This window comes from Kosakonia sp. BYX6 (genome assembly GCF_038449125.1).
Taxonomy (GTDB): domain Bacteria; phylum Pseudomonadota; class Gammaproteobacteria; order Enterobacterales; family Enterobacteriaceae; genus Kosakonia; species Kosakonia calanthes.
This window is the reverse complement of sequence record NZ_CP151800.1, coordinates 3292291-3315952: the sequence shown is the minus strand read 5'-3', so window position 1 is coordinate 3315952 and position 23662 is coordinate 3292291. Positions and strand designations below refer to the sequence as shown.

Annotated in this window: 22 protein-coding genes and 7 tRNA genes; 3 read left to right on the top strand and 26 right to left on the bottom strand. The window is 54.8% G+C overall.

Annotation, left to right across the window (positions count from 1 at the left end; translation table 11 throughout):
• Window positions 1–9: 9 nt before the first annotated feature.
• The 5 genes from mrdB to AAEY27_RS15565 all read right to left on the bottom strand — a co-directional run bounded on the left by mrdB (window position 10) and on the right by AAEY27_RS15565 (window position 4706).
• Window positions 10–1122, bottom strand: a complete 1113-nt coding sequence (gene mrdB / locus AAEY27_RS15585; protein WP_342321599.1) for a peptidoglycan glycosyltransferase MrdB — start codon at window positions 1120–1122, stop codon at window positions 10–12.
• A gap of 2 nt (window positions 1123–1124) precedes the next feature.
• The gene (gene mrdA / locus AAEY27_RS15580) at window positions 1125–3026 is read right to left on the bottom strand and encodes a peptidoglycan DD-transpeptidase MrdA (protein WP_342321598.1); all 1902 of its coding nucleotides are present in this window, start codon (window positions 3024–3026) and stop codon (window positions 1125–1127) included.
• A 29-nt stretch (window positions 3027–3055) separates the two neighbouring features.
• Complete coding sequence (gene rlmH, locus AAEY27_RS15575) at window positions 3056–3523, bottom strand: 23S rRNA (pseudouridine(1915)-N(3))-methyltransferase RlmH (RefSeq protein WP_342321597.1); 468 nt, start codon at window positions 3521–3523, stop codon at window positions 3056–3058.
• A gap of 3 nt (window positions 3524–3526) precedes the next feature.
• Window positions 3527–3844, bottom strand: coding sequence for a ribosome silencing factor (gene rsfS / locus AAEY27_RS15570; protein WP_342325593.1), 318 nt, complete (start codon window positions 3842–3844; stop codon window positions 3527–3529).
• A 244-nt stretch (window positions 3845–4088) separates the two neighbouring features.
• A complete protein-coding gene (locus AAEY27_RS15565) occupies window positions 4089–4706 on the bottom strand; it encodes an adenosylcobalamin/alpha-ribazole phosphatase (protein ID WP_342321596.1) in 618 nt (205 codons plus the stop codon).
• 99 nt (window positions 4707–4805) lie between these two features.
• Here AAEY27_RS15565 and cobD point away from each other — a divergent pair, with 99 nt between their 5' ends.
• The gene (cobD, locus tag AAEY27_RS15560; RefSeq protein WP_342321595.1) at window positions 4806–5900 is read left to right on the top strand and encodes a threonine-phosphate decarboxylase CobD; all 1095 of its coding nucleotides are present in this window, start codon (window positions 4806–4808) and stop codon (window positions 5898–5900) included.
• Here the strand turns inward: cobD and nadD are convergent.
• From nadD to leuS, 4 genes are read right to left on the bottom strand one after another with little or no spacing between them, the layout of a single operon-like run.
• Window positions 5875–6516 carry a nicotinate-nucleotide adenylyltransferase gene (nadD, locus tag AAEY27_RS15555; RefSeq protein ID WP_342321593.1) on the bottom strand — a complete coding sequence of 214 codons (642 nt, stop codon included), beginning with the start codon at window positions 6514–6516 and terminating at the stop codon, window positions 5875–5877. The two genes, cobD and nadD, sit on opposite strands and share 26 nt — an antisense overlap.
• A 1-nt stretch (window position 6517) precedes the next feature.
• Entirely contained in the window at window positions 6518–7549 is a 1032-nt protein-coding gene (holA, locus tag AAEY27_RS15550) for a DNA polymerase III subunit delta (RefSeq protein WP_342321592.1), read from the bottom strand.
• The gene (gene lptE, locus AAEY27_RS15545) at window positions 7549–8112 is read right to left on the bottom strand and encodes an LPS assembly lipoprotein LptE (protein ID WP_342321591.1); all 564 of its coding nucleotides are present in this window, start codon (window positions 8110–8112) and stop codon (window positions 7549–7551) included. Before lptE ends, holA begins: the two co-directional genes overlap by 1 nt.
• A gap of 14 nt (window positions 8113–8126) precedes the next feature.
• A complete protein-coding gene (gene leuS / locus AAEY27_RS15540; RefSeq protein WP_342321590.1) occupies window positions 8127–10709 on the bottom strand; it encodes a leucine--tRNA ligase in 2583 nt (860 codons plus the stop codon).
• A gap of 235 nt (window positions 10710–10944) precedes the next feature.
• Between leuS and AAEY27_RS15535 the strand changes: the two genes are divergently transcribed.
• A complete protein-coding gene (locus tag AAEY27_RS15535; protein ID WP_342321589.1) occupies window positions 10945–11427 on the top strand; it encodes a zinc ribbon-containing protein in 483 nt (160 codons plus the stop codon).
• 43 nt (window positions 11428–11470) lie between these two features.
• Here AAEY27_RS15535 and AAEY27_RS15530 read toward each other — a convergent pair whose 3' ends face one another.
• The 9 genes from AAEY27_RS15530 to miaB form a co-directional block, all read right to left on the bottom strand.
• On the bottom strand, window positions 11471–12196 hold the full coding sequence (locus tag AAEY27_RS15530; RefSeq protein ID WP_342321588.1) for an amino acid ABC transporter ATP-binding protein: 726 nt from the start codon (window positions 12194–12196) through the stop codon (window positions 11471–11473).
• The gene (gene gltK / locus AAEY27_RS15525) at window positions 12196–12870 is read right to left on the bottom strand and encodes a glutamate/aspartate ABC transporter permease GltK (protein ID WP_342321587.1); all 675 of its coding nucleotides are present in this window, start codon (window positions 12868–12870) and stop codon (window positions 12196–12198) included. The genes AAEY27_RS15530 and gltK overlap by 1 nt, the downstream gene beginning before the upstream one ends.
• On the bottom strand, window positions 12870–13610 hold the full coding sequence (locus AAEY27_RS15520) for an amino acid ABC transporter permease (protein ID WP_342321586.1): 741 nt from the start codon (window positions 13608–13610) through the stop codon (window positions 12870–12872). The genes gltK and AAEY27_RS15520 overlap by 1 nt, the downstream gene beginning before the upstream one ends.
• A 158-nt stretch (window positions 13611–13768) precedes the next feature.
• Complete coding sequence (locus AAEY27_RS15515) at window positions 13769–14689, bottom strand: amino acid ABC transporter substrate-binding protein (RefSeq protein ID WP_342321585.1); 921 nt, start codon at window positions 14687–14689, stop codon at window positions 13769–13771.
• 498 nt (window positions 14690–15187) lie between these two features.
• The gene (gene lnt / locus AAEY27_RS15510) at window positions 15188–16726 is read right to left on the bottom strand and encodes an apolipoprotein N-acyltransferase (protein WP_342321584.1); all 1539 of its coding nucleotides are present in this window, start codon (window positions 16724–16726) and stop codon (window positions 15188–15190) included.
• A 5-nt stretch (window positions 16727–16731) separates the two neighbouring features.
• A complete protein-coding gene (gene corC, locus AAEY27_RS15505) occupies window positions 16732–17610 on the bottom strand; it encodes a CNNM family magnesium/cobalt transport protein CorC (protein ID WP_342321583.1) in 879 nt (292 codons plus the stop codon).
• A gap of 103 nt (window positions 17611–17713) precedes the next feature.
• The gene (gene ybeY / locus AAEY27_RS15500) at window positions 17714–18181 is read right to left on the bottom strand and encodes an rRNA maturation RNase YbeY (RefSeq protein WP_342321581.1); all 468 of its coding nucleotides are present in this window, start codon (window positions 18179–18181) and stop codon (window positions 17714–17716) included.
• Window positions 18178–19224, bottom strand: a complete 1047-nt coding sequence (locus AAEY27_RS15495; RefSeq protein ID WP_342321580.1) for a PhoH family protein — start codon at window positions 19222–19224, stop codon at window positions 18178–18180. The genes ybeY and AAEY27_RS15495 overlap by 4 nt, the downstream gene beginning before the upstream one ends.
• Before the next feature lie 141 nt (window positions 19225–19365).
• Window positions 19366–20790, bottom strand: a complete 1425-nt coding sequence (gene miaB, locus AAEY27_RS15490) for a tRNA (N6-isopentenyl adenosine(37)-C2)-methylthiotransferase MiaB (RefSeq protein ID WP_342321579.1) — start codon at window positions 20788–20790, stop codon at window positions 19366–19368.
• A gap of 171 nt (window positions 20791–20961) precedes the next feature.
• Here miaB and ubiF point away from each other — a divergent pair, with 171 nt between their 5' ends.
• The gene (ubiF, locus tag AAEY27_RS15485; protein WP_342321577.1) at window positions 20962–22137 is read left to right on the top strand and encodes a 3-demethoxyubiquinol 3-hydroxylase; all 1176 of its coding nucleotides are present in this window, start codon (window positions 20962–20964) and stop codon (window positions 22135–22137) included.
• A gap of 43 nt (window positions 22138–22180) precedes the next feature.
• Here ubiF and AAEY27_RS15480 read toward each other — a convergent pair whose 3' ends face one another.
• The 8 genes from AAEY27_RS15480 to AAEY27_RS15445 all read right to left on the bottom strand — a co-directional run bounded on the left by AAEY27_RS15480 (window position 22181) and on the right by AAEY27_RS15445 (window position 23603).
• Window positions 22181–22765, bottom strand: coding sequence for a hypothetical protein (locus tag AAEY27_RS15480; protein WP_342321576.1), 585 nt, complete (start codon window positions 22763–22765; stop codon window positions 22181–22183).
• Between the two features lie 120 nt (window positions 22766–22885).
• A tRNA-Gln gene (locus tag AAEY27_RS15475) sits at window positions 22886–22960 on the bottom strand.
• A gap of 34 nt (window positions 22961–22994) precedes the next feature.
• A tRNA-Gln gene (locus AAEY27_RS15470) sits at window positions 22995–23069 on the bottom strand.
• 44 nt (window positions 23070–23113) lie between these two features.
• Window positions 23114–23190, bottom strand: a tRNA-Met gene (locus AAEY27_RS15465).
• Window positions 23191–23218: 28 nt separating this feature from the next.
• Window positions 23219–23293 (bottom strand) — tRNA-Gln (locus tag AAEY27_RS15460).
• Window positions 23294–23334: 41 nt separating this feature from the next.
• A tRNA-Gln gene (locus AAEY27_RS15455) sits at window positions 23335–23409 on the bottom strand.
• A 23-nt stretch (window positions 23410–23432) separates the two neighbouring features.
• A tRNA-Leu gene (locus tag AAEY27_RS15450) sits at window positions 23433–23517 on the bottom strand.
• 9 nt (window positions 23518–23526) lie between these two features.
• A tRNA-Met gene (locus AAEY27_RS15445) sits at window positions 23527–23603 on the bottom strand.
• Window positions 23604–23662: the final 59 nt, after the last annotated feature.

Below are 23662 nucleotides of genomic sequence, written 5' to 3'. Positions count from 1 at the left end.
GCGCACCTCTTATACGTTCTTTGACAACATTTTCCTGTGGGTATGGATCGACATAACGATACCAAACCCGGCCATGAGTACGATCAGGGCAGAACCCCCGTAGCTGATCAGCGGTAGCGGTACGCCCACCACCGGCAAGATACCGCTCACCATACCAATATTTACGAACACATAAACGAACAGAATCAACATCAAACCACCGGCCATTACCCGACCAAAGGTAGTCTGTGCCCGCGCGGCGATCCATAACCCGCGCATAATCAGCAGCAAATAGAGCGCCAGCAAAATCAGAATACCCACCAGACCGAGTTCTTCCGACAAGACGGCGAAGATAAAATCGGTGTGGCGTTCCGGCAGAAACTCAAGCTGCGACTGAGTACCGTGCAGCCAGCCTTTGCCGGTCAAACCGCCGGAGCCAATGGCGATCTTCGACTGAATAATATGGTAGCCCGCACCCAGCGGATCGGTTTCCGGATCGAGCAACATCATCACGCGCTGGCGCTGATAATCATGCATCAGGAAGAACCACAACACCGGGATAAACGCGGCGACCAGCACGGCGGCGATACCAATCAGCCGCCAGCTCAGACCGGATAAGAAAAGCACAAACAGCCCGGAGAGCACCACCAAAATTGACGTACCGAGATCCGGCTGCGCCGCCACCAGCAGTGTCGGCACAAAAATCAGCACCAGCGCGATGGCTGTGTTTTTCAGTGACGGCGGACAAACATCGCGGTTGATAAAGCGCGCCACCATCAGCGGTACGGCGATTTTAGCAATCTCAGAGGGCTGGAAACGCACAATGCCCAGATCGAGCCAGCGCTGCGCACCTTTCGAAATAGCACCGAAGGCATCGACCGCAATCAGCAAGATCACACAGAAAATATAGAGATAGGGCGCCCAGCCTTCGTAGACGCGTGGCGGGACCTGCGCCAGCACGACCATGACAATCAGCCCCATAGTGATCTGGCCGATTTTGCGTTCCGTCATGCCAATGTCCTGGCCGCTGGCGCTCCAGATAACGATCGCGCTGTAGAACAGCAGCGCGAGGATAATGAGCATGAACGCGGGATCGATATGGATTTTGTCCCAGAACGATTTTTTGTTCGGATTATCCGTCATGATTATTGGTCCTCCGCCGCTGCCGTTGACGGGTTTTCCGCCGGCAACTCGGTGTTGTTATCGCCAAGCATAATATGGTCGAGGATCTGGCGCATGATGGTCCCGACAGCCGGGCCTGCGCCGCCGTTTTCCAGGATGATCGCGACAGCAACCTGCGGATTGTCATAAGGCGCGAAGGCCGTCATCAATTTATGGTCGCGCAGACGTTCGGCAATGCGGTGCGCATTATAGGTTTCGTTCGCCTTCAGACCAAAGACCTGTGCGGTACCGGATTTCGCCGCTGCCTTATACGGCGCATTGGCAAAGTACTTGTGGCCCGTCCCGTTGGGGCGGTTCGCCACGCCGTACATACCGTCTTTGGCGATTTCCCAATAACCAGAATGAATATCGCCGATTGGCTGCTGTACGGGCTGCTTCCACGGAACCTGTTTGCCGTCTTCGACCGTGCTCATCAGCAGATGCGGCACTTTAACGATGCCGTCGTTAATCAGCGTCATCATCGCTTTGTTTATCTGTAACGGGGTCGCGGTCCAGTAACCCTGACCGATGCCCACCGGAATGGTGTCGCCCTGATACCACGGTTTCTTAAAGCGCTTCAGCTTCCATTCGCGGGTCGGCATATTCCCGGAACGTTCTTCCGACAGGTCGACGCCCGTATAGTGGCCGTAACCAAATTTACTCATCCACTCTGACAGGCGGTCGATGCCCATGTCATAAGCGACCTGGTAGAAGAAGGTATCGGCGGATTCTTCCAGAGATTTGGTGACATTCAGATGGCCGTGTCCCCATTTTTTCCAGTCACGATAGCGTTTTTCAGAACCGGGCAACTGCCACCAACCCGGATCGAACAGGCTGGTGTTGCGGGTGATCACGCCAGCACTGAGTGCGGAAACCGCCACATACGGTTTCACTGTGGACGCTGGCGGGTAAACCCCCTGCGTCGCGCGGTTGATCAGCGGCGTATTCGGATCGTTGAGCAGGGCAGCGTAATCCTTACTCGAAATGCCGTCGACAAACAGGTTCGGATCGTAGCTGGGCATGGACACCAGCGCCAGAATACTGCCGTTGCGCGGATCGGTCACCACCACCGCAGCGCGGCTGCCGGCGAGCAGCGTTTCAACATACTGCTGTAATTTGAGATCCAGCGTCAGATAAATGTCATGCCCGGCCTGCGGCGGTACTTCTTTGAGCTGGCGGATCACGCGGCCACGGTTGTTAACTTCCACTTCTTCATAGCCGGTTTGGCCGTGCAGCACATCTTCGTAATAGCGCTCGATGCCGAGTTTGCCGATATCATGGGTCGCGGCGTAGTTGGCGAGCTTGCCGTCTTTATCCAGCCTTTCGACATCTTTATCGTTAATTTTGGACACATAGCCAATGACATGCGTCAGTGCGGAACCGTACGGGTAAAAGCGGCGTTTATAGCCTTTCACTTCCACGCCGGGAAAGCGGTACTGGTTGACGGCAAAGCGGGCGACCTGCACTTCGGTCAGGTTGGTTTTCACCGGAATGGAGGTGAACCGGTGCGAGCGCGAGCGCTCTTTTTTGAACGCGGCGATATCATCATCGTTTAGATCGACCACATCGCGCAGCGCATCCAGCGTTTGCTGCACGTCATCGACCTTCTCCGGCATCATTTCCACCTGGTAAATGGTGCGATTGAGCGCCAGCGGCGTGCCGTTGCGATCGTAAATAATGCCGCGACTCGGCGCGATAGGAACCAGTTTGATGCGGTTTTCGTTGGAGCGGGTCTGGTAATCTGCAAAACGGACGATTTGCAGATTATAAAGGTTGGCGACCAGCACGCCGGAAAGCAGCAAAATCCCCGTAAAGGCGACCACCGCCCGGCGCACAAACAGCGCGGACTCAGCCGTATAGTCGCGAAAAGAATTCTGTAATTTCATCCGCTGCTTTATCTGCCTAAGACTCGTCATTACTCACGGTGATAAGGGTGATTGGTTGTAATACTCCATGCGCGATACAGGCTTTCGGCAACCAGCACACGCACCAGCGGGTGAGGAAGTGTCAACGCAGAGAGAGACCAACTTTGTTCTGCTGCCGCTTTGCAGGCGGGGGATAACCCTTCTGGTCCGCCAATCAGCAGGCTGACATCGCGCCCATCCTGCTTCCAGCGTTCCAGCGCGTTTGCCAGCTGCGGTGTATCCCAGGGTTTTCCAGGGATATCGAGGGTGACAATGCGATTTTTGCCAGCCGCGGCCAGCATCAGTTCACCCTCTTTATCGAGAATACGTTTGATATCGGCGTTCTTGCCGCGTTTACCAGCGGGAATTTCCACCAGTTCGAACGGCATATCTTTCGGAAAGCGACGCAGATATTCAGTAAAACCTGTCTGTACCCAGTCCGGCATTTTTGTGCCGACGGCGACCAGTTGCAGTTTCACGCATCAACCCCAGAGTTTTTCCAGTTCGTACAGGCGACGGCTCTCTTCCTGCATAACATGGACAATCACATCGCCCAGATCGACAACCACCCAGTCGGCGGCGCTTTCGCCTTCGACACCGAGCGGCAGCAAGCCAGCGGCGCGGGATTCCTGAACTACGTGATCCGCAATGGACACCACATGGCGGCTGGATGTACCGGTGCAGATAACCATGCAATCGGTGATGCTGGATTTGCCCTGAACGTCAATGGCAACGATGTCCTGACCTTTCAGGTCATCAATTTTGTCGATAACAAAATCCTGGAGTGCTTTACCCTGCAAGTGTTCCCCCTGGGTGAGTAAAAAGTGTACTGTTAATGAACGGCCTGACATTATACCTGAACTGCGCTGATTGTCGGGATAAAAGTCCAAGCCCGACAATTTCAAAAGTGGGCTATCATCCCATCGCGGCCGCGTGATTGCATCGCCATTTTTGTAAAACAATTTCTGCGCGCGGAGGATAGCAGCCTGGAGTGGTGTGTCAATGACCGAATCAATGCCGACAAAGAGATGGGCGAAAAACGCGCTACGTCTCGTCCGGGCGCCAAACTGCACGGCTATTCAGTACCCGAAGCGTGGCGAAATCCTCGTGAATATCAATCGCGCTCCAGCAGCCATGATCCACGCGAAAATGCCACAGCGACGTGGCGGGCATCTGCAATAAACGGGCAATCAGCAGGCTCAACACACCCTGATGGCTGGCAATCAGCACATTATTCTGTGTCTGTTTAATCCCGGCGAGTAGCGCAATCACTTGCTCAATGCGCGCGGAAAAAGCCTGAAAACCCTCTCCGTTTGTGGGGATCGCGTTCTGCCAGTCGCTGCACCAGGCGGCGTAACTTTCGGGGTCTTCCAGCATTAAATCGCGATGGTGGCGCATTTCCCAATCACCAAAAAACATCTCGCTCAGTAGCGACGTGGTGTGGATGGCGAGATTGCGTGATTCCAGAACGCATGCTGCCGTTTGCTGCGCCCGCTCCAGTTCACTGCACAGCACATAATCGAAGGGGACGGCGTGGAGTAATTCGCGCAGGGTTTGCGCCTGGGCAAGCCCTTTGGGTGTCAGTGGTGTAGGGGCATGGCCGCTGTAAAGCCCGGCGACATTCGCTTCGGTTTCTCCGTGGCGTATTAACCAGAGTCGCATTGTTGTCTCCCGTCTGGATTTCTGCGCAAAGTTTATCATCGCGCTCTGAATCCACCTCTGCTTTTCGTTTAAGATAGCCGTTTTTGACCGGAGCGAAAGATGGCTTTGTTTCACAGTGCGCATGGCGGCAACACGCGCGAGGCGGCCGAATTGCTCGGTATTGCGCCGGAGCAATTACACGATTTCAGCGCCAATATTAACCCGGCAGGAATGCCAGATTCACTCAAACGCGCGTTGCAGGAGAACCTGGCGCTGGCCGAATGCTACCCGGATGTTGAATACCAACGCTTGCATCAAGTGCTGGCCGCCCATCATCAGGTGCCGGTGTCCTGGGTGCTTGCCGGGAATGGTGAAACGGAAGCGATTTTCGCGCTGGTCAATGCGCTCGCGCCGCGTAACGCAATGCTGGTAACACCCGGTTTTGCCGAGTATCGGCGGGCGTTGTCGCTGGCGGGATGCGAAATTACGGAATTCGCGCTGCGCGAAGACGAGGGCTGGCAGCTTACCGACCGTCTGCTGGATGCGCTAACGGCGCACCTCGATTGCCTGTTTCTTTGCACGCCGAACAACCCCACTGGCCTGCTGCCGGATGACGCTCTGTTGCATGCCATTGTTGCGCGCTGCAAGACGTTGGGGATCCAGCTGATTCTCGATGAAGCCTTTATGGATTTCATTCCAGAGCGCGAAGGGTTTATCCCGCATTTGGCGGGTAATCCGCACCTTTGGGTGCTGCGATCGTTGACCAAGTTTTATGCTATTCCTGGTCTGCGGCTAGGGTATCTGCTGGGTAGCGATACGCAAAAAATCACCCAGATGCGCGCGGCGCAGATGCCGTGGTCAATCAATGCGTTTGCCGCGCTGGCCGGGGATGTGATTTTGCAGGATCGCGAGTATCAGCAGGCAAGCTGGCACTGGTTGTCATGCGAGCGCCCGCGCCTGTTCAATGCGTTAAATGCATTGCCTGCGTTGACCGTCTGGTCGGGGGCGGCGAACTATCTGTTTCTACGCTGTGATGCGCCGCAAATAGATTTACAGCGCGCGCTGCTTGAGCGTCATGTGTTGATCCGCAGTTGTGCGAATTATCCCGGTCTGGACGGGCGTTATTATCGCGTCGCGGTTCGCGGGCAGGCGGAAAACGATGTGTTGATTGCCGCGATGACGGCGGTGCTCAGTGGTATAAACCCTGTTCGTTGATGTAATCCAGCACGGCGTCGGGCAGCAGATCGTCGCACGGTTCGTTGCGCTCAAGCCGTTCGCGGATAATCGTCGCCGAAATGTTAAACCACGGCGTTTCGGCAAGGAAAATTTTGCCGGCGGGCAGCGTATGCAGATCTTCGGGATTGGTGGTGAGATGCGCCTCAAGCCATTGTTGATGCTCGGCCTGCTCCATCGCTAGCGGGTAACCCGGGCGGCGGCAAACAATCAAATGGCAGTTGTCGAGAATGGTGTCGTAGTGATGCCAGCTTGGGAAGGTCAGCAGGGAATCCTGGCCGATAATAAATGCCAGCGAACGCTCTGCGCCCTGTTGTTCCCGCCACTCGTGCAAGGTTTGCGCCGTATACGAGGGCGTATCACGGCGCAGTTCGCGTTCATCAAGGGTGAAAAGCGGTTTGTCGGCAATCGCCAGCTCAACCATTTTTTTGCGTTGCTGGCTGGTGGCTTCCGGTTGCGGGCGATGCGGCGGCACATTGTTCGGCATGATGATGACCTTCGACAGGCCAATCAGATTCGCCAGTGCTTCGACAGGCTTAAGATGCCCGTAGTGCACGGGATCAAAGGTTCCACCAAACAATGCTTGCAACTGATTCATATCAACCATCAATAAAAACGTCTGCCAGTGCCTTATGACAGAGTAGCAGAGAAAGCCCTTCCAGCTCCGCCCACACCGATTGACCGAAATCCTGCTTCACGATCAGCTCAATGCGGCTTAGCAGATGAACAGCCTGGCGCAACTGATTGATGCTTAGGCGGTTCAGCGCATCGGTGGTTGTACTGCGGCGGTTTTGCCATACTCGATGTTTATCAAACAGCGTGCGCAAAGGCGTATGCGCCATTTGGCGTTTCAGCGTGACCAGCAGCAGCAATTCTCGCTGCACGGTGCGCAGCAGAATCACCGGTTCGCAGGCCTCCAGCCGAAGCTGGGTGAGAATATGCAACGCGCGTTTACTTTTCCCGGCCAACAGCGCGTCCACCCAGTGAAACGGCGTAAAGTGCGCGGCATCGTTGACCGCTTGTTCCACGCGGGGCAGGGTGAGTTTGCCATCCGGCCACAGCAGCGAAAGACGCTCCAGCGCTTGCGCCAGAGCTAACAGATTGCCTTCGTAGCAATAGCAGAGCAGCTGATTTGCCGCTTCATCTAAATCCAGCTTGTTTTGCTTTGCCCGCGCTGCCACCCAGCGCGGCAAGTTCGCCTGTTCAGGCGTCTGACAACTCACCTGCACGACTCGGGTGTTTAACTGGGTTATCCAGGCGGCGTTTTCCTGCGCTTTGGTTAATTTATTGCCGCGTACGATCAGGATCAGATCCTCATGCAGCAGGCTGATTAGTTTCGCCAGTTGCTCATTGATGGCGGCGTTTGGGCCGTTATCCGGCAATTGCAATAACAACGTTTGTCGGCTGGCGAACAGGCTGAGCGCCTGGCAAATCGAAAAGATTTCGTCCCAGTCGGTGCTGTTATCAAGGGAAAAAGTGTGATGTTCAGTGAAACCTTGCGCGGCAGCGACCTGGCGCACGGCATCCTGGCTCTCCTGGAGTAGTAACGGATCGTTACCCAGCAGCAGATACGCCGCGCGCAGCCCTTCATTGAGCTGCGCGCGGAGTTGTTCCGGATACAACCTGAGCATTAGCTACCCGGCGTTGCCGAAGTGGGCGCAACAGGCATCGCTTCGGCTTCACGCGTATTTTTCGCGTCAGCCGTACGCACGCTTGGCAGCTTGCGAATCAATTGCTCTGCGGCCTTTTCATACATCTCTTTCACGATAATGTCCTGCTCCGCTGATTTCGCCAGCGCCTTTTGCGGGTTATCGAAGAACGAACGGTACACTTTCGTGCTGATCGGGTAGATATCATGACCCGGAATCAGCACGCTCGCGCTGACCGTCAGCACCATTTGATACTCCGCAGTACGGCCATCCTGGAAAACAGAGGCCGTATCTCGACCCATCGACACCGAACCCAGGCGAAGCGACGGCACGTCCTGACGCGTAGAACTTTCACTCAACAACGTCACACCGTTCAGACGCAGCTGGCTGCGAATAGAACGGCTCAGCGGACCATTCGGATCGCTGGAGTTGAAGATCATCGTTTTCATTTCGGTCGGTACCTGCGTGTTACTGCGCAGATGCCAGCCACATCCGGCGGTGACCAACACCGCCAGTGCTACAAACAATGTTGCCAGATATCGCACGCTTCCTCCCGCGCTTAGCCAACGACCAGATTGAGCAGTTTACCCGGTACGTAAATCACTTTACGCACGGTAACGCCATCAAGATATTTCGCCACCAGATGTTCCTGGCCCGCGCGTTCACGGACTTGCTCTTCGGTCGCGTCGACGGCCACGGTGATTTTACCGCGGACTTTGCCGTTAACCTGCACGACAACCAGCGTGGTGTTTTCCACCATCGCTTTTTCGTCCGCTACCGGCCACGGCGCGTTGTCGATATCGCCTTCGCCACCCAGTTCCTGCCAGAGCGTAAAGCTTGCGTGCGGCGTGAACGGGTTCAACATACGAACCACCGCCAGCAGCGCTTCCTGCATTAATGCGCGATCTTGTGCGCTTTCCTGCGGCGCTTTCGCCAGCTTGTTCATCAGCTCCATGATGGCCGCGATAGCGGTGTTGAAGGTCTGACGACGACCGATATCATCGGAGACTTTGGCGATGGTTTTGTGTACGTCGCGACGCAGTGCTTGCTGATCTTCGCTCAGCGCAGCCAGATCCAGCGGTACAACGGCACCTTGCGCAGTGTGTTCGTAAACCAGTTTCCAGACGCGTTTCAGGAAGCGGTTCGCGCCTTCTACGCCGGACTCTTGCCACTCCAGCGTCATGTCCGCCGGGGAGGCAAACATCATAAACAGACGCACGGTGTCCGCGCCGTAACGTTCAACCATTTCCTGCGGGTCGATACCGTTATTTTTCGACTTGGACATTTTGCTCATGCCGGTATAGACCAGCTCGTGACCCGCTGCGTCATGCGCTTTCACGATACGGCCTTTCTCGTCACGCTCAACAATCGCTTCTTTCGGCGAAACCCAGTTACGTTCGCCGCTCGCGCCGACATAGTAGAAGGCGTCAGCCAGCACCATGCCCTGGCAAAGCAGCTGTTTGGCGGGCTCATCAGAGTTAACCATGCCCGCATCGCGCATCAGTTTGTGGAAGAAGCGGAAATAGAGCAGGTGCATGATGGCGTGTTCGATACCGCCGATATAAATATCCACCGGCAGCCAGTAGTTCGCCGCGTTGGGATCGAGCATTCCTTTGTCGTACTGCGGGCAGGTGTAACGCGCGTAGTACCAGGAGGACTCCATAAAGGTGTCGAAAGTATCGGTTTCACGCAGCGCAGGCTGACCGTTAACGGTGGTTTTTGCCCACTCTGGATCGGCTTTGATCGGGCTGGTGATGCCGTCCATGACGACATCTTCCGGCAGAATAACGGGCAGTTGATCTTCCGGCGTCGGGACAACAGTTCCGTCTTCCAGCGTCACCATCGGAATCGGCGCGCCCCAGTAGCGCTGGCGGGAAACCCCCCAGTCGCGCAGACGGAAGTTTACTTTGCGCTCGCCAACGCCTTTCGCGGCCAGTTTATCGGCAATCGCGTTAAAAGCGGCGGTAAAGTCGAGACCATCGAACTCACCCGAGTTAAACAGCACGCCTTTCTCGGTCATCGCCTGCGCGCTGAGATCCGGCTCGCTGCCGTCTGCGTTGAGGATGACCGGTTTAATTGGCAGGCTGTATTTGGTGGCGAATTCGTAGTCGCGCTGGTCATGACCTGGAACAGCCATGACCGCGCCGGTGCCGTATTCCATCAGCACGAAGTTTGCCGCCCAGACCGGAATCGCTTCGCCGGTTAGCGGATGAATCGCTTTCACACCGGTGTCGACGCCTTTTTTCTCCATCGTTGCCATATCGGCTTCCGCGACTTTAGTGTTGCGGCATTCGTCGATGAAGTTAGCTAATTCGGGTTTGTTCTGCGCGGCCTGCTGTGCCAGCGGGTGACCTGCGGCAACGGCGAGGTAAGTGGCGCCGATGAAGGTATCCGGGCGCGTGGTGTAAACCGTCAGCTTCTCGTCGCTGTTCTGCACGTCAAAGGTGATTTCCACACCTTCGGAACGGCCAATCCAGTTACGCTGCATGGTTTTAACGGTATCCGGCCACTGATCCATCTTATCCAGATCGCTCAGCAGTTCGTCGGCGTAAGCGGTGATTTTGATAAACCACTGCGGGATCTCTTTACGCTCAACTTTGGTATCGCAGCGCCAGCAGCAACCGTCGATAACCTGTTCGTTCGCCAGCACGGTCTGGTCGTTCGGGCACCAGTTCACCGCAGAGGTTTTTTTGTAGACGAGGCCTTTTTTATAGAGCTCGGTGAAGAACTTCTGTTCCCAGCGATAATACTCTGGCGTACAGGTGGTGACTTCACGGCTCCAGTCGTAGCCGAAACCCAGCATTTTGAGCTGGTTTTTCATGTAAGCGATGTTGTCGTAGGTCCACGGTGCTGGCGCGGTATTGTTCTTTACTGCCGCGCCTTCCGCCGGCAGACCGAACGCATCCCAGCCGATAGGCTGCAGCACGTTTTTACCCAGCATGCGCTGGTAGCGGGAAATGACATCACCGATGGTGTAGTTACGAACGTGGCCCATGTGTAGTCGGCCAGAAGGATAGGGGAGCATCGACAGGCAATAGTATTTTTCTTTGCTCTCGTCTTCAGTGACTTCGAATGTGCGTTTCTCTTCCCAGTGACGCTGTACGTTGGATTCTATCTCTTCCGGGCGGTATTGCTCTTGCATGGCAGCCAGTAGTCCTGTTTTTGCTACAGCTACAAATGTAGCGTTGATACGTGGTTTTTCAGTCGGCATAGCATAGCCCAAACGCCAGCCTCAAAACAGCCTTTCCGAAAACCGGGCGCGAAATAGCCGCCGCCTCTGACAGCTAACTTTTTGTCGACTGTGCGGGCGACTCGGCACTGCGGGTGAAAAATAACGTCTATCATTAGAATTAGTTACTGAACCGGGAGGCGAAACGATGAACAAGGTTGCTCATTTTTACCGTGAACTGGTCGCCACATTGACCGAACGCCTGCGTAACGGCGATCGCGATATTGACGCATTAGTCGAACAGGCACGCCTGAGGGTCGCGCAGACCGGTGAGTTAACGCGTACAGAAGTTGACGAGTTAATGCGGGCGATCCGCCGCGATCTGGAAGAGTTCGCGCGCAGCTATAACGAGAGCCAGGAAGAGGTCACCGACGGCGTGTTTATGCGGGTGATCAAAGAGAGCATCTGGCAGGAACTGGCGGATATCACCGACAAAACACAGCTTGAATGGCGCGAAGTGTTCCAGGATCTGAATCACCACGGCGTGTATCACAGCGGCGAAGTGGTTGGGCTGGGGAATCTGGTCTGCGAGAAGTGCCATTTCCATTTGGCGGTTTATACCCCGGACGTTTTGCCGCTGTGTCCGAAATGCGGTCACGATCAGTTCCAGCGTCGTCCGTTTGAACCCTAAGTGAAAAGCGCCTGCCCACGGATTGCGGGCAGGCGTAATGCGATTAGTGCAGGATCTTCGCGAGGAAGTCTTTGGCGCGATCGGATTTCGGGTTATCAAAGAACGCCTCTTTCTCGGAGTCTTCGACAATTTTCCCTTCATCCATAAAGATCACGCGGTTGGCCACTTTGCGGGCAAAGCCCATTTCGTGGGTCACTACCATCATTGTCATCCCTTCGTTCGCCAGCTCAACCATGACGTCCAACACTTCGTTGATCATTTCTGGATCGAGCGCGGAAGTCGGTTCGTCAAACAGCATAGCGACCGGATCCATACAGAGCGCACGGGCGATCGCCACACGCTGCTGCTGGCCGCCGGAAAGCTGCGCCGGGAACTTGTTGGCATGTGCTGACAGGCCAACGCGCTCCAGCAATTTTAGCCCTTTATCCCGCGCTGCGGCTTTATCACGCTTGAGCACTTTTACCTGCGCCAGCGTCAGGTTTTCGATGATCGACAAATGCGGGAACAGCTCAAAGTGCTGGAACACCATGCCGACATGCGAACGCAGCTCCGCCAGATTGGTTTTCTTATCGTTCACCGTTGTGCCGTTGACCACGATCTCGCCTTTCTGCACCGGTTCCAGACCATTGACGGTTTTAATCAGCGTGGATTTGCCCGACCCGGACGGGCCGCACACCACCACCACTTCACCTTTCTTCACTTCCGTGGAGCAGTCGGTCAGCACCTGAAAGTGGCCATACCATTTAGAAACATTTTTCAGGGAAATCATTAGACGGTCCTTTTCTTCAGCCAGCTGACCAACAGCGAAGCACTAAGACTGATAACAAAATAGACAGCGCCGGCAAACAGGATCATTTCGACCTGCGTACCATCACGCTCGCCAATAGTAGAAGCCGTGCGGAAGAAATCCGCCAGGCTCAGGACATACACCAGTGAGGTGTCCTGGAATAAGACGATCCCCTGCGTAAGCAGTAGCGGAACCATGGCGCGAAACGCCTGCGGCAGGATGATCAATTTCATCGACTGCCAGTGCGTCATACCCAGCGCCAGCGCGGCGCTCGATTGCCCGCGGGAGATACTCTGGATACCGGCGCGAATAATTTCTGAATAGTAGGCCGCTTCGAACATCGAGAAGGCCACCATCGCGGAAATCAGGCGGATATCGGTTTGCGGTGACAGGCCGAGCACGTTTTGCAGAAAACCAGGCACAATCAGGTAGAACCACAGCAGCACCATCACCAGCGGAATGGAGCGGAACACGTTCACGTAGCTCTTGGCAAACCAGCGCAGCGGGGCGAAGGTCGACAGACGCATCACCGCCAGCAGGGTTCCCCAAATGATACCGACCACAATGGCGATAATGGTGATTTTCAGCGTGACGATTAACCCGTCTACCAAATACGGTAGGGAAGGAACAATGGAACTCCAGTCAAATTCGTACATTATTTGCCCCCCATATTGCCCGGCAGGCGAATTTTGCGTTCAACCAGGTTCATCACCAACATAATGATGGCGTTAATCAGCACATACGCAACGGTGATGGCGGTGAAGGATTCCCACGCATGCGCGGAGTAATCCAGCAGTTTCCCTGCCTGCGCCGCCATGTCCACCAGACCGATGGTCGAGGCGATGGCTGAGTTTTTCACCAGGTTCATCATCTCGGAGGTCATTGGCGGCACGATCACGCGATAAGCGTTCGGCAGCAGAACATAGCGGTAGGTTTGCGACAGCGTCAGCCCCATTGCCAGACCGGCGTTCTTCTGACCACGCGGCAGCGACTGGATTGCCGCACGGACTTGCTCGCACACGCGGGCGGCGGTAAACAGACCGAGGCACACCATGGATGAGACGAAGAACTGGATATTCGGATCCAACTCCGCTTTAAACCACATGCCGATGTCTTCGGGCAGCAATTCCGGGACCACCAGGTACCAAGTGAAGAACTGCACGATCAGCGGAACGTTACGGAACAGTTCGACATAGCAAGTGCCAATGCCGGACAGGAAACGGTTAGGAACGGTTCGCAGGATGCCAAACAGAGAACCGACCAAAAAAGCGATAATCCAGGCCGTCACAGAAAGCGCGATGGTGACCTGAAAACCACTCCATAGCCAGCCAAGATAGGTGGTGTTGCCGAACGGGGCCTGTTGCAGGAATATTCCCCAGTTCCAGTCTATGGACATAAATCTACTCCGGAAAAAAAAGGGTAGCAGCGCTACCCTCGAAGATTGTATGAAGTGCGAGTGTTCACGCTGAGTGGGGAACGACCATTCAACGTATAGTCTGTCCGTGCAACTTCGACAATCGAGAGGGCAGGTAAACCCGCCCCTAATGGTTGTAATTAGTTCAGAGCTTTGTCATTCGGTTCTTTGAACAGCGCTTTCATATCGTCAGAGAGGTCGAAGCTGAGGTTCATGTTTTTTGGCGGAATCGGGTTTTTAAACCATTTATCGAAGGATTTTTCCGCAGCACCTGAAGTCTGGATCTGAGCAATGGTGTCATCCATCAGCTTTTTGAACTCAGGATCGTTTTTGCGCAGCATGCAGCCATAGGCTTCTTTGGATTGCGGAGTGCCGACGATTTCCCAGTTATCCTGTTTTTTGGCTTTCGCACGTTCACCGGCCAGCAGGGCGTCATCCATCATAAAGGCGACAGCGCGGCCGCTTTCCAGTGTACGGAACGAGTCGCCATGGTCTTTCGCGCTGATGATGCGCATATCCATTTTCTTCTCGTCGTTCAGCTTGTTCAGCAGAATTTCAGACGTGGTACCAGAGGTCACCACCACGGCTTTGCCTTTCAGGTCAGCGAAATCTTTGATCGGGCCGCCTTTTTTGGTCAGCAGACGCGTACCCACCACGAAAATGGTGTCAGAGAAGGCCGCTTGTTTTTGACGTTCAACGTTGTTGGTGGTGGAACCACACTCAAAGTCGAAAGTGCCGTTTTGCAGCAGCGGAATACGGTTTTGTGAAGTGATAGGAATAAGCTTCACGGCCAGGTCCGGCTTGTTAAGCTTTTTCTTCACCGCTTCAACGATAGCGTTGGAGTAGTCTTGAGAATAACCGACAACTTTTTGTGAATTGTCGTAATAGGAGAACGGTACAGATGATTCGCGGTGACCGACGACGATGACGCCGTTTTTGGCGATTTTATCCAGCGTGGATTGCTGACCCGCTGCGTCGGCAGGTTTTGCATCTTCAGCATGAACCAGACCGGCGGACATTCCCATTACCAGCATCGCGGCGGCCAGTTTACGTAATTGCATATCCAGACTCCTTTATCGTCAGTGCGAAAAGCACGTTGATACCCGTTGTGTTGTTTTTATGTGCTGCGACATAAGCGTGCAGTGTTGTGTGTGTTTGTTACATTTAGTCTGGCTTAATGTAAAGGTTTTGCTGCGGTATTGTTTATTTTTGCGAGGCGCGCCGCACCGTTAAGAGGCAAAAATCTTCCATTGCACCAGATTAGTGCTGCTACTGTTCCCTGCCGGTGCGACTGATTGCACATAAGCGGATTTCATAGCGACCTGGTAGATATAAGCAAAGGGCATGCCAAAATGATTTTGCGGCGGATGGTGCTGCGTTTATCTGGCTTGGGAAGTAATTGCCGGATGGCGCTTCGCTTATCCGGCCTACAACGCCTCCGTAGGCTGGATAAGCGCAGTCGCCATCCGGCGATAAAACGCCAACAGAATCAGCAAGATATTGGCGGAAGGTTGACCCGGTAAGCAAAGCGTTACCGGGCAAAAGCAGAGGCAGGGAGATTAACGACGGCGTTGACGCAGGCTCATCACCAACGCCGCAAAACCGAGCAGCGCAGAGATAACCCACAGCGGCCAGTTGCCCATCCGCGCGTACGGCGTCAAGCCGGTGGTCGGCGTCACTTTGGTGGTCAGCACTTCGCGGGTGAACTGCGGCAGCATCGCCTGAATCTCACCTTGCGGGCCAATCACGGCGGTAATGCCGTTATTGGTGCTGCGCAGCAGCGGACGCGCCAGCTCCAGCGAACGCATACGTGCCATTTGGAAATGTTGCCACGGGCCAATCGACTTACCGAACCAGGCGTCGTTAGAGATGGTCAGCAGGAAATCCGTATCCGGGCGGAAGTTGTCGCGCACTTGTTCGCCGAGAATGATCTCGTAGCAAATCGCCGGGGTCAGTTTAAAGCCATGCGCGAGCAATGGTTGCTGCACATAAGGACCACGGCTGAACGACGACATCGGCAAATCAAAGAATGGGGCCAGCGGACGCAGAATCGACTCCAGCGGCACAAACTCGCCAAACGGCACCAAATGATTTTTGTTATAGCGATCGGTCGAACTGTAGCTGTAGGCGTTGTCTTTGCCGAGCGTAATCACCGTATTGTAAGTGTCGTAACGGTTTTGCTGATTCAGCCGTGCATCGACAATCCCGGTGATCAGCGTGCTGTTATTCGTTCGCAACACATCGTCCAGCGTGTTCAAAAAACGCTGCTGATTGATTTCCAGATCCGGAATCGCCGATTCAGGCCAGATAATTAGCTGCGATTTGCCCAGCACTTTTTCCGTGGCGTCACCATAAATTTTCAGCGTATTAATCAGCTGGCCTTCATCCCACTTCAGCGACTGCGGAATATTGCCCTGCACCATCGACACTTGCGTGGTGCGTTCTGGCAGCAGTTGATACCACTGAATAAAACGCAGCGGGAAAGGCAGCGCGAACAGCACCACGGCGGCAACCAACGGGCGCCAGTTACGCTGAACCAGCGCCAGCACCAGCAGGCCACTCACCACCATCAGCAGGAAGTTGATCGCTTCGACGCCCAGCACCGGTGCAAGGCCTTTCAGCGGGCCGTCAATCTGGCTGTAGCCAAACTGCAACCACGGGAAACCGGTCAGGATCCAGCCGCGCAGAAACTCGGTGATTTGCCAAACCACAGGCGCGGCAATTGCCACGCGCAGCCAGGTGGTTTGTGGCCACAGGCGCGACAAAATTCCGGCGAACAGCCCGGTATACAGCGACAGATACGCTGCCAGTAACACCACGAGGAACACGTTGACCGGGCCAGGCATACCGCCGAACTGCGCGATGCTGACATAGACCCAATGTACGCCGCTGCCAAACAGGCCCAGCCCCCAGAAATAACCAATCCAGGCGGACTGTAAAGGGCGGCGGTTAAGGGTTAAACCTTGCAGACCCGCCAGGGAAATGAGCGCGGCGGGCCAGAAGTCATAAGGAGAAAAAGCCAGCGTTCCGCTGGCTCCGAAAACTAACGCCAGCAGCAGACGTACGCGCTGACGCTCAAACAATGCGGCAAATACCATTTACATTACTCATCCAGTTTCGGTTGCGGAGAATCATCCGGCATTCTGACATGGACCTGAATAATACGTCGACTATCAGCCATAGCGACCTTGAATTGGTAACCATCAATTTCAATGGCTTCGCCGCGTGCGGGCAGGTGACCAAACGCCTGCATGACTAACCCGCCGATGGTATCAACCTCTTCATCGCTGAAGTGGGTGCCGAAGGCTTCATTGAAGTCTTCAATCGGTGCCAACGCGCGAACCGTCCAGGTGTGGCGGCTGAGCTGGCGGAAATCGATATCTTCTTCTTCGTCGTATTCGTCTTCGATTTCACCGACGATCAGTTCAAGAATATCTTCGATCGTGACCAGGCCTGAAACACCACCGAACTCATCAATAACGATAGCCATATGGTAGCGCTGGGAACGGAACTCTTTCAGCATGCGATCGACACGCTTACTTTCCGGAACCACCACTGCCTGGCGTAACACTTTTTCCATGCTGAATGCTTCGGCGTCGCTGCGCATAAACGGCAGCAAATCCTTAGCCATCAGAATCCCTTCGATATGATCTTTGTCTTCGCTGATCACCGGAAAACGCGAGTGGGCAGACTCGATGATGACATCGAGGCATTCGTCCAGCGTCTGGTTGCGTTTCAGGGTAATCATTTGTGAACGGGGAATCATGATGTCGCGAACGCGCTGGTCGGCGATATCCATCACCCCTTCAAGCATGTCGCGCGTATCGTTGTCGATAAGCTCGTTCTGCCCGGAGTCTCGGATCAGAGCCAGTAATTCATCACGGTTTTTCGGTTCGCCGTGAAAGAGCTGGCTGAGTAAAAGGGAGAAGAATCCCTTTTTGCTGTTGGTATTGTCGCTACTGTGTGAGTTATCGTCGCTCATGGCGTCGTGTGGGTTCTCATGTTAGTTAACTTGTCGCTCGTCACGCGTAAATTCAGCGCCGGACGGCATTTTGTGTCGATGCGCCAGCGAACCGGCGCACAGACTACTCCTTCTCGGAAATGTACGGATCCTCATAGCCCAGAGCAAGCATTATCTCTGTCTCGATTCCTTCCATCTCTTCGGCTTCATCGTCTTCAATATGATCGTAGCCCAGCAGGTGCAAGCTGCCGTGCACCACCATATGCGCCCAGTGGGCATCCAGCGGTTTGCCTTGTTCCTGGGCTTCCTGTTCAACCACCTGACGGCAGATGATCAGATCGCCCAGCAGCGGCATTTCGATGCCGGGCGGAGCTTCAAACGGGAAAGAGAGCACGTTGGTCGGCTTGTCTTTCCCGCGATAAGTCAGATTCAGCTCGTGGCTTTCCGCATTGTCGACCAGACGAATGGTCACTTCCGCTTCTTCCTGAAACTGCGGGATAACGGCGTCCAGCCATTTCTGGAACTGCGCCTCTTCCGGCAGACCGCCGTTATCTTCACACGCCAGTTGTAAATCGAGGATCACCTGACTCATTTCTGCTCCTGCTCCTGGGCTTCGCGTTTACGCTCGGCGGCCAGTTCGGCTTTACGTTTCTGTTCTGCTTCTTCCCAGGCTTCATAGGCGATAACGATGCGGGCAACCACCGGGTGGCGCACCACGTCTTCGCTGTGGAAGAAGTTAAAGCTGATTTCGTCGACGTTCGCCAGTACTTCAACGGCGTGACGCAAACCGGATTTGGTGTTACGCGGTAGGTCAATCTGCGTTACATCACCGGTGATTACGGCTTTCGAATTAAAGCCGATGCGCGTCAGGAACATCTTCATCTGTTCGATGGTGGTGTTCTGGCTCTCATCAAGAATGATAAACGCGTCGTTAAGGGTGCGACCGCGCATATAGGCGAGCGGCGCAACTTCAATCACGTTGCGTTCAATCAACTTCTCGACACGTTCGAAACCGAGCATTTCAAACAGCGCGTCGTACAGAGGGCGTAAATAAGGATCGACTTTTTGGCTGAGATCGCCTGGCAGGAAGCCGAGCTTTTCACCCGCTTCTACGGCCGGTCGGGTCAGCAGAATACGGCGTACATCCTGGCGTTCCAGCGCATCGACCGCTGCGGCAACCGCAAGATACGTTTTACCGGTACCCGCCGGGCCAACGCCGAAGGTGATGTCATGATCGAGAATATTGGCGATGTATTGCGCCTGGTTTGGCGTGCGCGGCTTGATGACGCCACGCTTGGTCTTGATATTGACCGCTTTGCCGTATTCCGGCACGCTCTCGGCGCTCTGTTCCAGCACGCGGGCTTCTTTGATCGCCAGGTGGATTTGTTCCGGCTCAATTTCCTGCGTTTGACCGCGCATCGGGGCGGTATCGACATACAGACTGCGCAGGATATCGGCGGCAGCGCTGACGCAAATTTCGCGTCCGGTGAGTTTGAAGTGATTATCGCGGCGGTTGATTTCGATGCCCAGTCGCCGCTCCAGTTGTTTGATGTTGTCGTCAAACGGGCCGCACAGACTTAGCAGACGTGCGTTGTCCGCTGGCTCAAGGGTAATTTCACGCGTATCTATGTTCAAACTGTTCCTCTTTGATATGTCTCGCCGCAGCGCCCATAAGGGAATTATTCACGGCATAGAGAGAAGTCGCAAGCATCGCGGATGATGTTGGGATGGACGAGGGGAAAAGCAAGGCCTGCCAGAGAGGGCAGGCCAGAGGCATCACGGCTGATATGAGCCGACGCCAAGATCGTTCTCTTTGCGGGTGCGGGCGATAACGGATTCCGGGGATTCCACCACGCGCAGGCCCATTTCCTCTTCGGTGCGCACCAGCACGCCGCGCAGAGAATTCGGATAAACATCGACAATTTCTACATCGACGAACTTACCGATCATCTCCGGCTTGCCTTCGAAGTTCACCACGCGGTTGTTCTCGGTACGGCCGGACAACTCCATGATGCTCTTACGCGATGTGCCTTCTACCAGAATACGCTGCGTGGTACCGAGCATACGCCGACTCCAGGCCATCGCCTGCTGGTTGATGCGCTCTTGCAGAATATACAGACGCTGTTTTTTCTCCTCTTCCGGCACATCGTCGACCATATCGGCGGCGGGCGTACCCGGACGGGCAGAGAAAATAAAGCTGTAGCTCATGTCGAAATTCACATCGGCAATCAGCTTCATGGTTTTTTCGAAATCGTCGGTGGTTTCGCCAGGGAAGCCGACGATAAAGTCCGAACTGATTTGGATATCCGGACGCGCCGCGCGCAGTTTACGAATAATGGCTTTATATTCGAGCGTGGTGTGGGTACGGCTCATCAGGTTCAGCACGCGGTCGGAACCGCTTTGCACCGGCAGATGCAGGAAGCTCACCAGTTCCGGCGTATCGCGATAGACCTCAATGATGTCGTCGGTGAACTCAATCGGGTGGCTGGTGGTAAAGCGAACGCGGTCGATACCGTCGATCGCCGCCACCAGGCGCAGCAGTTCTGCAAAGGTGCCGATGCTGCCATCGAAGTTTTCACCGCGCCAGGCGTTAACGTTCTGGCCGAGCAGGTTCACTTCACGCACGCCTTGCGCTGCCAGTTGCGCGATTTCAAACAGGATGTCATCGGAAGGACGGCTGACTTCTTCGCCGCGCGTATAAGGCACAACGCAGTAAGTACAGTATTTGTTGCAGCCTTCCATAATAGAAACGAAGGCCGTCGGGCCATCGGCTCGTGGTTCTGGCAGGCGGTCAAATTTTTCAATTTCCGGGAAGCTGATATCGACAACCGGGCTACGATCGCCGCGAACGGCATTGATCATTTCCGGCAGACGGTGCAGGGTTTGCGGCCCAAAAATGATGTCGACATAGTGAGCGCGTTGACGAATGTGATCGCCTTCCTGAGACGCGACACAGCCACCAACGCCGATGATCAGGTCCGGGTTTTTCTCTTTCAGTAGCTTCCAGCGACCCAATTGGTGGAAGACTTTCTCCTGGGCTTTCTCGCGGATTGAGCAGGTATTGAGCAGCAGCACATCCGCTTCTTCTGCCACGTCGGTCAGTTGATAGCCGTGTGTGGCATCCAGCAGATCGGCCATCTTTGATGAATCGTATTCGTTCATCTGACAGCCCCAAGTTTTAATGTGGAGTTTTTTTGTCATCGACTTGCTCTTGCTTAAGTTCGTATACCCTGAGTATGACGGGTATAAGCCAGGATTGCAGGCCGCGTATTGTAATGCTTTGGTCGCGTGCTGACCAGTATGATGGTTCTCAACCGCAAGGCGTGAAAAATCCGGTAAACTTAAGGCATTCTCGTGTAAGGACAATGAGCCATGACAAATCAATCCACTGAGGTCGCTATTGTCGGCGGCGGAATGGTCGGCGGGGCGCTGGCGCTGGGGCTGGCACAACATGGTTTTGCCGTAACGGTTATCGAAAGGCACGAACCGGCGGTATTTAATCCCGAAGCACAGCCGGACGTGCGGATCTCGGCCATCAGCGCCTCATCCGTCGCGTTGCTGCGCGGGCTGGGCGTCTGGGAAAGTATTCAGGCGATGCGCTGCCATCCGTACCGGCAGTTGGAAACCTGGGAGTGGGAAAATGCGCACGTCATGTTTGACGCCCGCGAGCTGAAGCTGCCGTTGCTCGGCTATATGGTAGAGAACACGGTTTTGCAGCGTGCGCTGTGGGATGAACTGCAGGCGCATCCGCAGGTGACGTTACGTACTGAGGGAACATTGAGTGCGCTGCATGCCCATAACGATTTCCAGGAGCTCACTTTCAGCAATGGCGATACGCTCACGGCGAAGCTGGTGGTGGGCGCAGATGGCGCCAACTCTTGGGTGCGCCAGGCCGCCGGGATCGGTATCCACGCCTGGCAATATCAGCAATCGTGCATGTTAATCACCGTTGAGTGCGAAGATGAGGCGGGCGACAGCACCTGGCAGCACTTCACCCCTCACGGACCTCATGCCTTTTTACCGCTGTTTGATCGTTGGGCATCGCTGGTGTGGTATGACACGCCAGCGCGCATTCGCCAGTTGCAAACGCTGAATATGGTGCAACTGGAACAGGAAATTGCGTTGCACTTTCCGCCCCGTCTGGGCCGCGTTAAGCCGGTCGCAGCGGCGGCTTTCCCACTGACGCGTCGCCACGCCTTGAAGTATGTCCGTCCAGGGCTTGCGCTGGTGGGCGATGCGGCGCACACCATCCATCCGCTGGCCGGGCAGGGGGTAAACCTGGGTTATCGCGATGTGGAGGCGTTGCTGGAAGTGCTGACCGGGGCGCGTTCGCACGGGGAAGCCTGGGCCAGCCAAGGGGTGTTAAAACGCTACCAGATGCGCCGAATGGCGGATAACTTCATTATGCAAAGCGGCATGGATCTGTTTTATGCCGGGTTCAGTAACGATCTCGGCCCGGTGCGCTTGCTACGTAATATCGGCCTGATGGCGGCGGAACGCGCCGGTGTGCTGAAGCGCCAGGCGTTGAAATACGCCTTAGGCTTGTAATATTGCCGCAAGTATCATTTTCGTTGGTGCGCGCGGCGTCGATTTATAACACTGACAGCAGTTTATTCAATGCTGTGCCAGGGCCTTTTTTGTCAATAAAGAAGGCCTGATAGCCCACCGTAGCATCAACATATTGCAGCGCCCACTTGCCAACATAGATTTCACGTAAGGCCATCAGCGTGCGGTAAAGCGGCACCAGCAGGAAGAGCAACGCAAACACCGCGGCCAGCCCGTAGTAGCTCAGTAACGGATTGGCGAGCGTCTGCTGTATCAACATGCCTACCGCGACAAGTTGCAGGCAGAGCCTGGCGATAAATCCGCGCATGAAAAATTGCTGCGTTCGCTGCGGGGTAAAGAAACAGGGGTTTTTCAGCGACGAACGTTTCTCCTGCACCGGAATGCCCTGCACGTAAACTGTCCAGTTTGAGGTCTCTTTCATTAATGTCGCCTGGCCGCTTTCGCTGAGCGTATGCAGCCGCATGGAAATGATGACCGGAAAAATCAGCCCAATGCAGATGACATAAAAGATGGGCGCGGAGAGGCCAAAGAAACTGAGGCCGATGCCAGCGACGGCAATCAGTATGTAGAGCGGGGCGTAAATCCACAGGGCGGTTGTTTGGTAGTTCATAATGCGAGCTCATTGAGACAATAAGCATAAATTACGCTGTGTTTTGCGAGGAGAATAGCTACCCATTGTCGGGAGGGAGAAAACAAAAAAGCCCGCCGAAGCGAGCTTTTTTGTTTTGATTGGCTGGGGTACGAGGATTCGAACCTCGGAATGGTGGAATCAGAATCCACTGCCTTACCGCTTGGCGATACCCCAAAAGCGCGTTCACAGAAGTAAACGTCTTTAAAGTTGGCTGGGGTACGAGGATTCGAACCTCGGAATGGTGGAATCAGAATCCACTGCCTTACCGCTTGGCGATACCCCAACAAATCTTTCCGGTTTAACACTTAACGCATTAGACCGTGAATGTGGTGGCTACGACGGGAATCGAACCTGTGACCCCAGCATTATGAGTGCTGTGCTCTAACCAGCTGAGCTACGTAGCCAAATTTTATTGCTTGACCAGTCATCGACTGGCTGGGGTACCTGGATTCGAACCAGGGAATGCCGGTATCAAAAACCGGTGCCTTACCGCTTGGCGATACCCCAACGACTGACGCGGAAAACAAACGCAGGAGTCGAAGAAGAGATGGCTGGGGTACCTGGATTCGAACCAGGGAATGCCGGTATCAAAAACCGGTGCCTTACCGCTTGGCGATACCCCATCCGTGCAACACCTCTTTGGGAATGGTGCGGGAGGCGAGACTTGAACTCGCACACCTTGCGGCGCCAGAACCTAAATCTGGTGCGTCTACCAATTTCGCCACTCCCGCAAAAAAAGATGGTGGCTACGACGGGAATCGAACCTGTGACCCCAGCATTATGAGTGCTGTGCTCTAACCAGCTGAGCTACGTAGCCATCTTTTTTTCGCGTTACCTTATCGGCGTTGCGGGGCGCATTATGCGTATTGGACCCTA

Bases quoted from the DNA above. Each gene is read 5' to 3' on its own strand.
- mrdB (WP_342321599.1), bottom strand. From the start codon at position 1,122: ATGACGGATAATCCGAACAAAAAATCGTTCTGGGACAAAATCCATATC.
- mrdA (WP_342321598.1), bottom strand. From the start codon at position 3,026: ATGAAATTACAGAATTCTTTTCGCGACTATACGGCTGAGTCCGCGCTG.
- AAEY27_RS15565 (WP_342321596.1), bottom strand. From the start codon at position 4,706: ATGCGACTCTGGTTAATACGCCACGGAGAAACCGAAGCGAATGTCGCC.
- cobD (WP_342321595.1), top strand. From the start codon at position 4,806: ATGGCTTTGTTTCACAGTGCGCATGGCGGCAACACGCGCGAGGCGGCC.
- nadD (WP_342321593.1), bottom strand. From the start codon at position 6,516: ATGAATCAGTTGCAAGCATTGTTTGGTGGAACCTTTGATCCCGTGCAC.
- holA (WP_342321592.1), bottom strand. From the start codon at position 7,549: ATGCTCAGGTTGTATCCGGAACAACTCCGCGCGCAGCTCAATGAAGGG.
- leuS (WP_342321590.1), bottom strand. From the start codon at position 10,709: ATGCAAGAGCAATACCGCCCGGAAGAGATAGAATCCAACGTACAGCGT.
- AAEY27_RS15535 (WP_342321589.1), top strand. From the start codon at position 10,945: ATGAACAAGGTTGCTCATTTTTACCGTGAACTGGTCGCCACATTGACC.
- AAEY27_RS15530 (WP_342321588.1), bottom strand. From the start codon at position 12,196: ATGATTTCCCTGAAAAATGTTTCTAAATGGTATGGCCACTTTCAGGTG.
- gltK (WP_342321587.1), bottom strand. From the start codon at position 12,870: ATGTACGAATTTGACTGGAGTTCCATTGTTCCTTCCCTACCGTATTTG.
- AAEY27_RS15520 (WP_342321586.1), bottom strand. From the start codon at position 13,610: ATGTCCATAGACTGGAACTGGGGAATATTCCTGCAACAGGCCCCGTTC.
- AAEY27_RS15515 (WP_342321585.1), bottom strand. From the start codon at position 14,689: ATGCAATTACGTAAACTGGCCGCCGCGATGCTGGTAATGGGAATGTCC.
- lnt (WP_342321584.1), bottom strand. From the start codon at position 16,726: ATGGTATTTGCCGCATTGTTTGAGCGTCAGCGCGTACGTCTGCTGCTG.
- corC (WP_342321583.1), bottom strand. From the start codon at position 17,610: ATGAGCGACGATAACTCACACAGTAGCGACAATACCAACAGCAAAAAG.
- ybeY (WP_342321581.1), bottom strand. From the start codon at position 18,181: ATGAGTCAGGTGATCCTCGATTTACAACTGGCGTGTGAAGATAACGGC.
- miaB (WP_342321579.1), bottom strand. From the start codon at position 20,790: ATGACAAAAAAACTCCACATTAAAACTTGGGGCTGTCAGATGAACGAA.
- ubiF (WP_342321577.1), top strand. From the start codon at position 20,962: ATGACAAATCAATCCACTGAGGTCGCTATTGTCGGCGGCGGAATGGTC.
- AAEY27_RS15480 (WP_342321576.1), bottom strand. From the start codon at position 22,765: ATGAACTACCAAACAACCGCCCTGTGGATTTACGCCCCGCTCTACATA.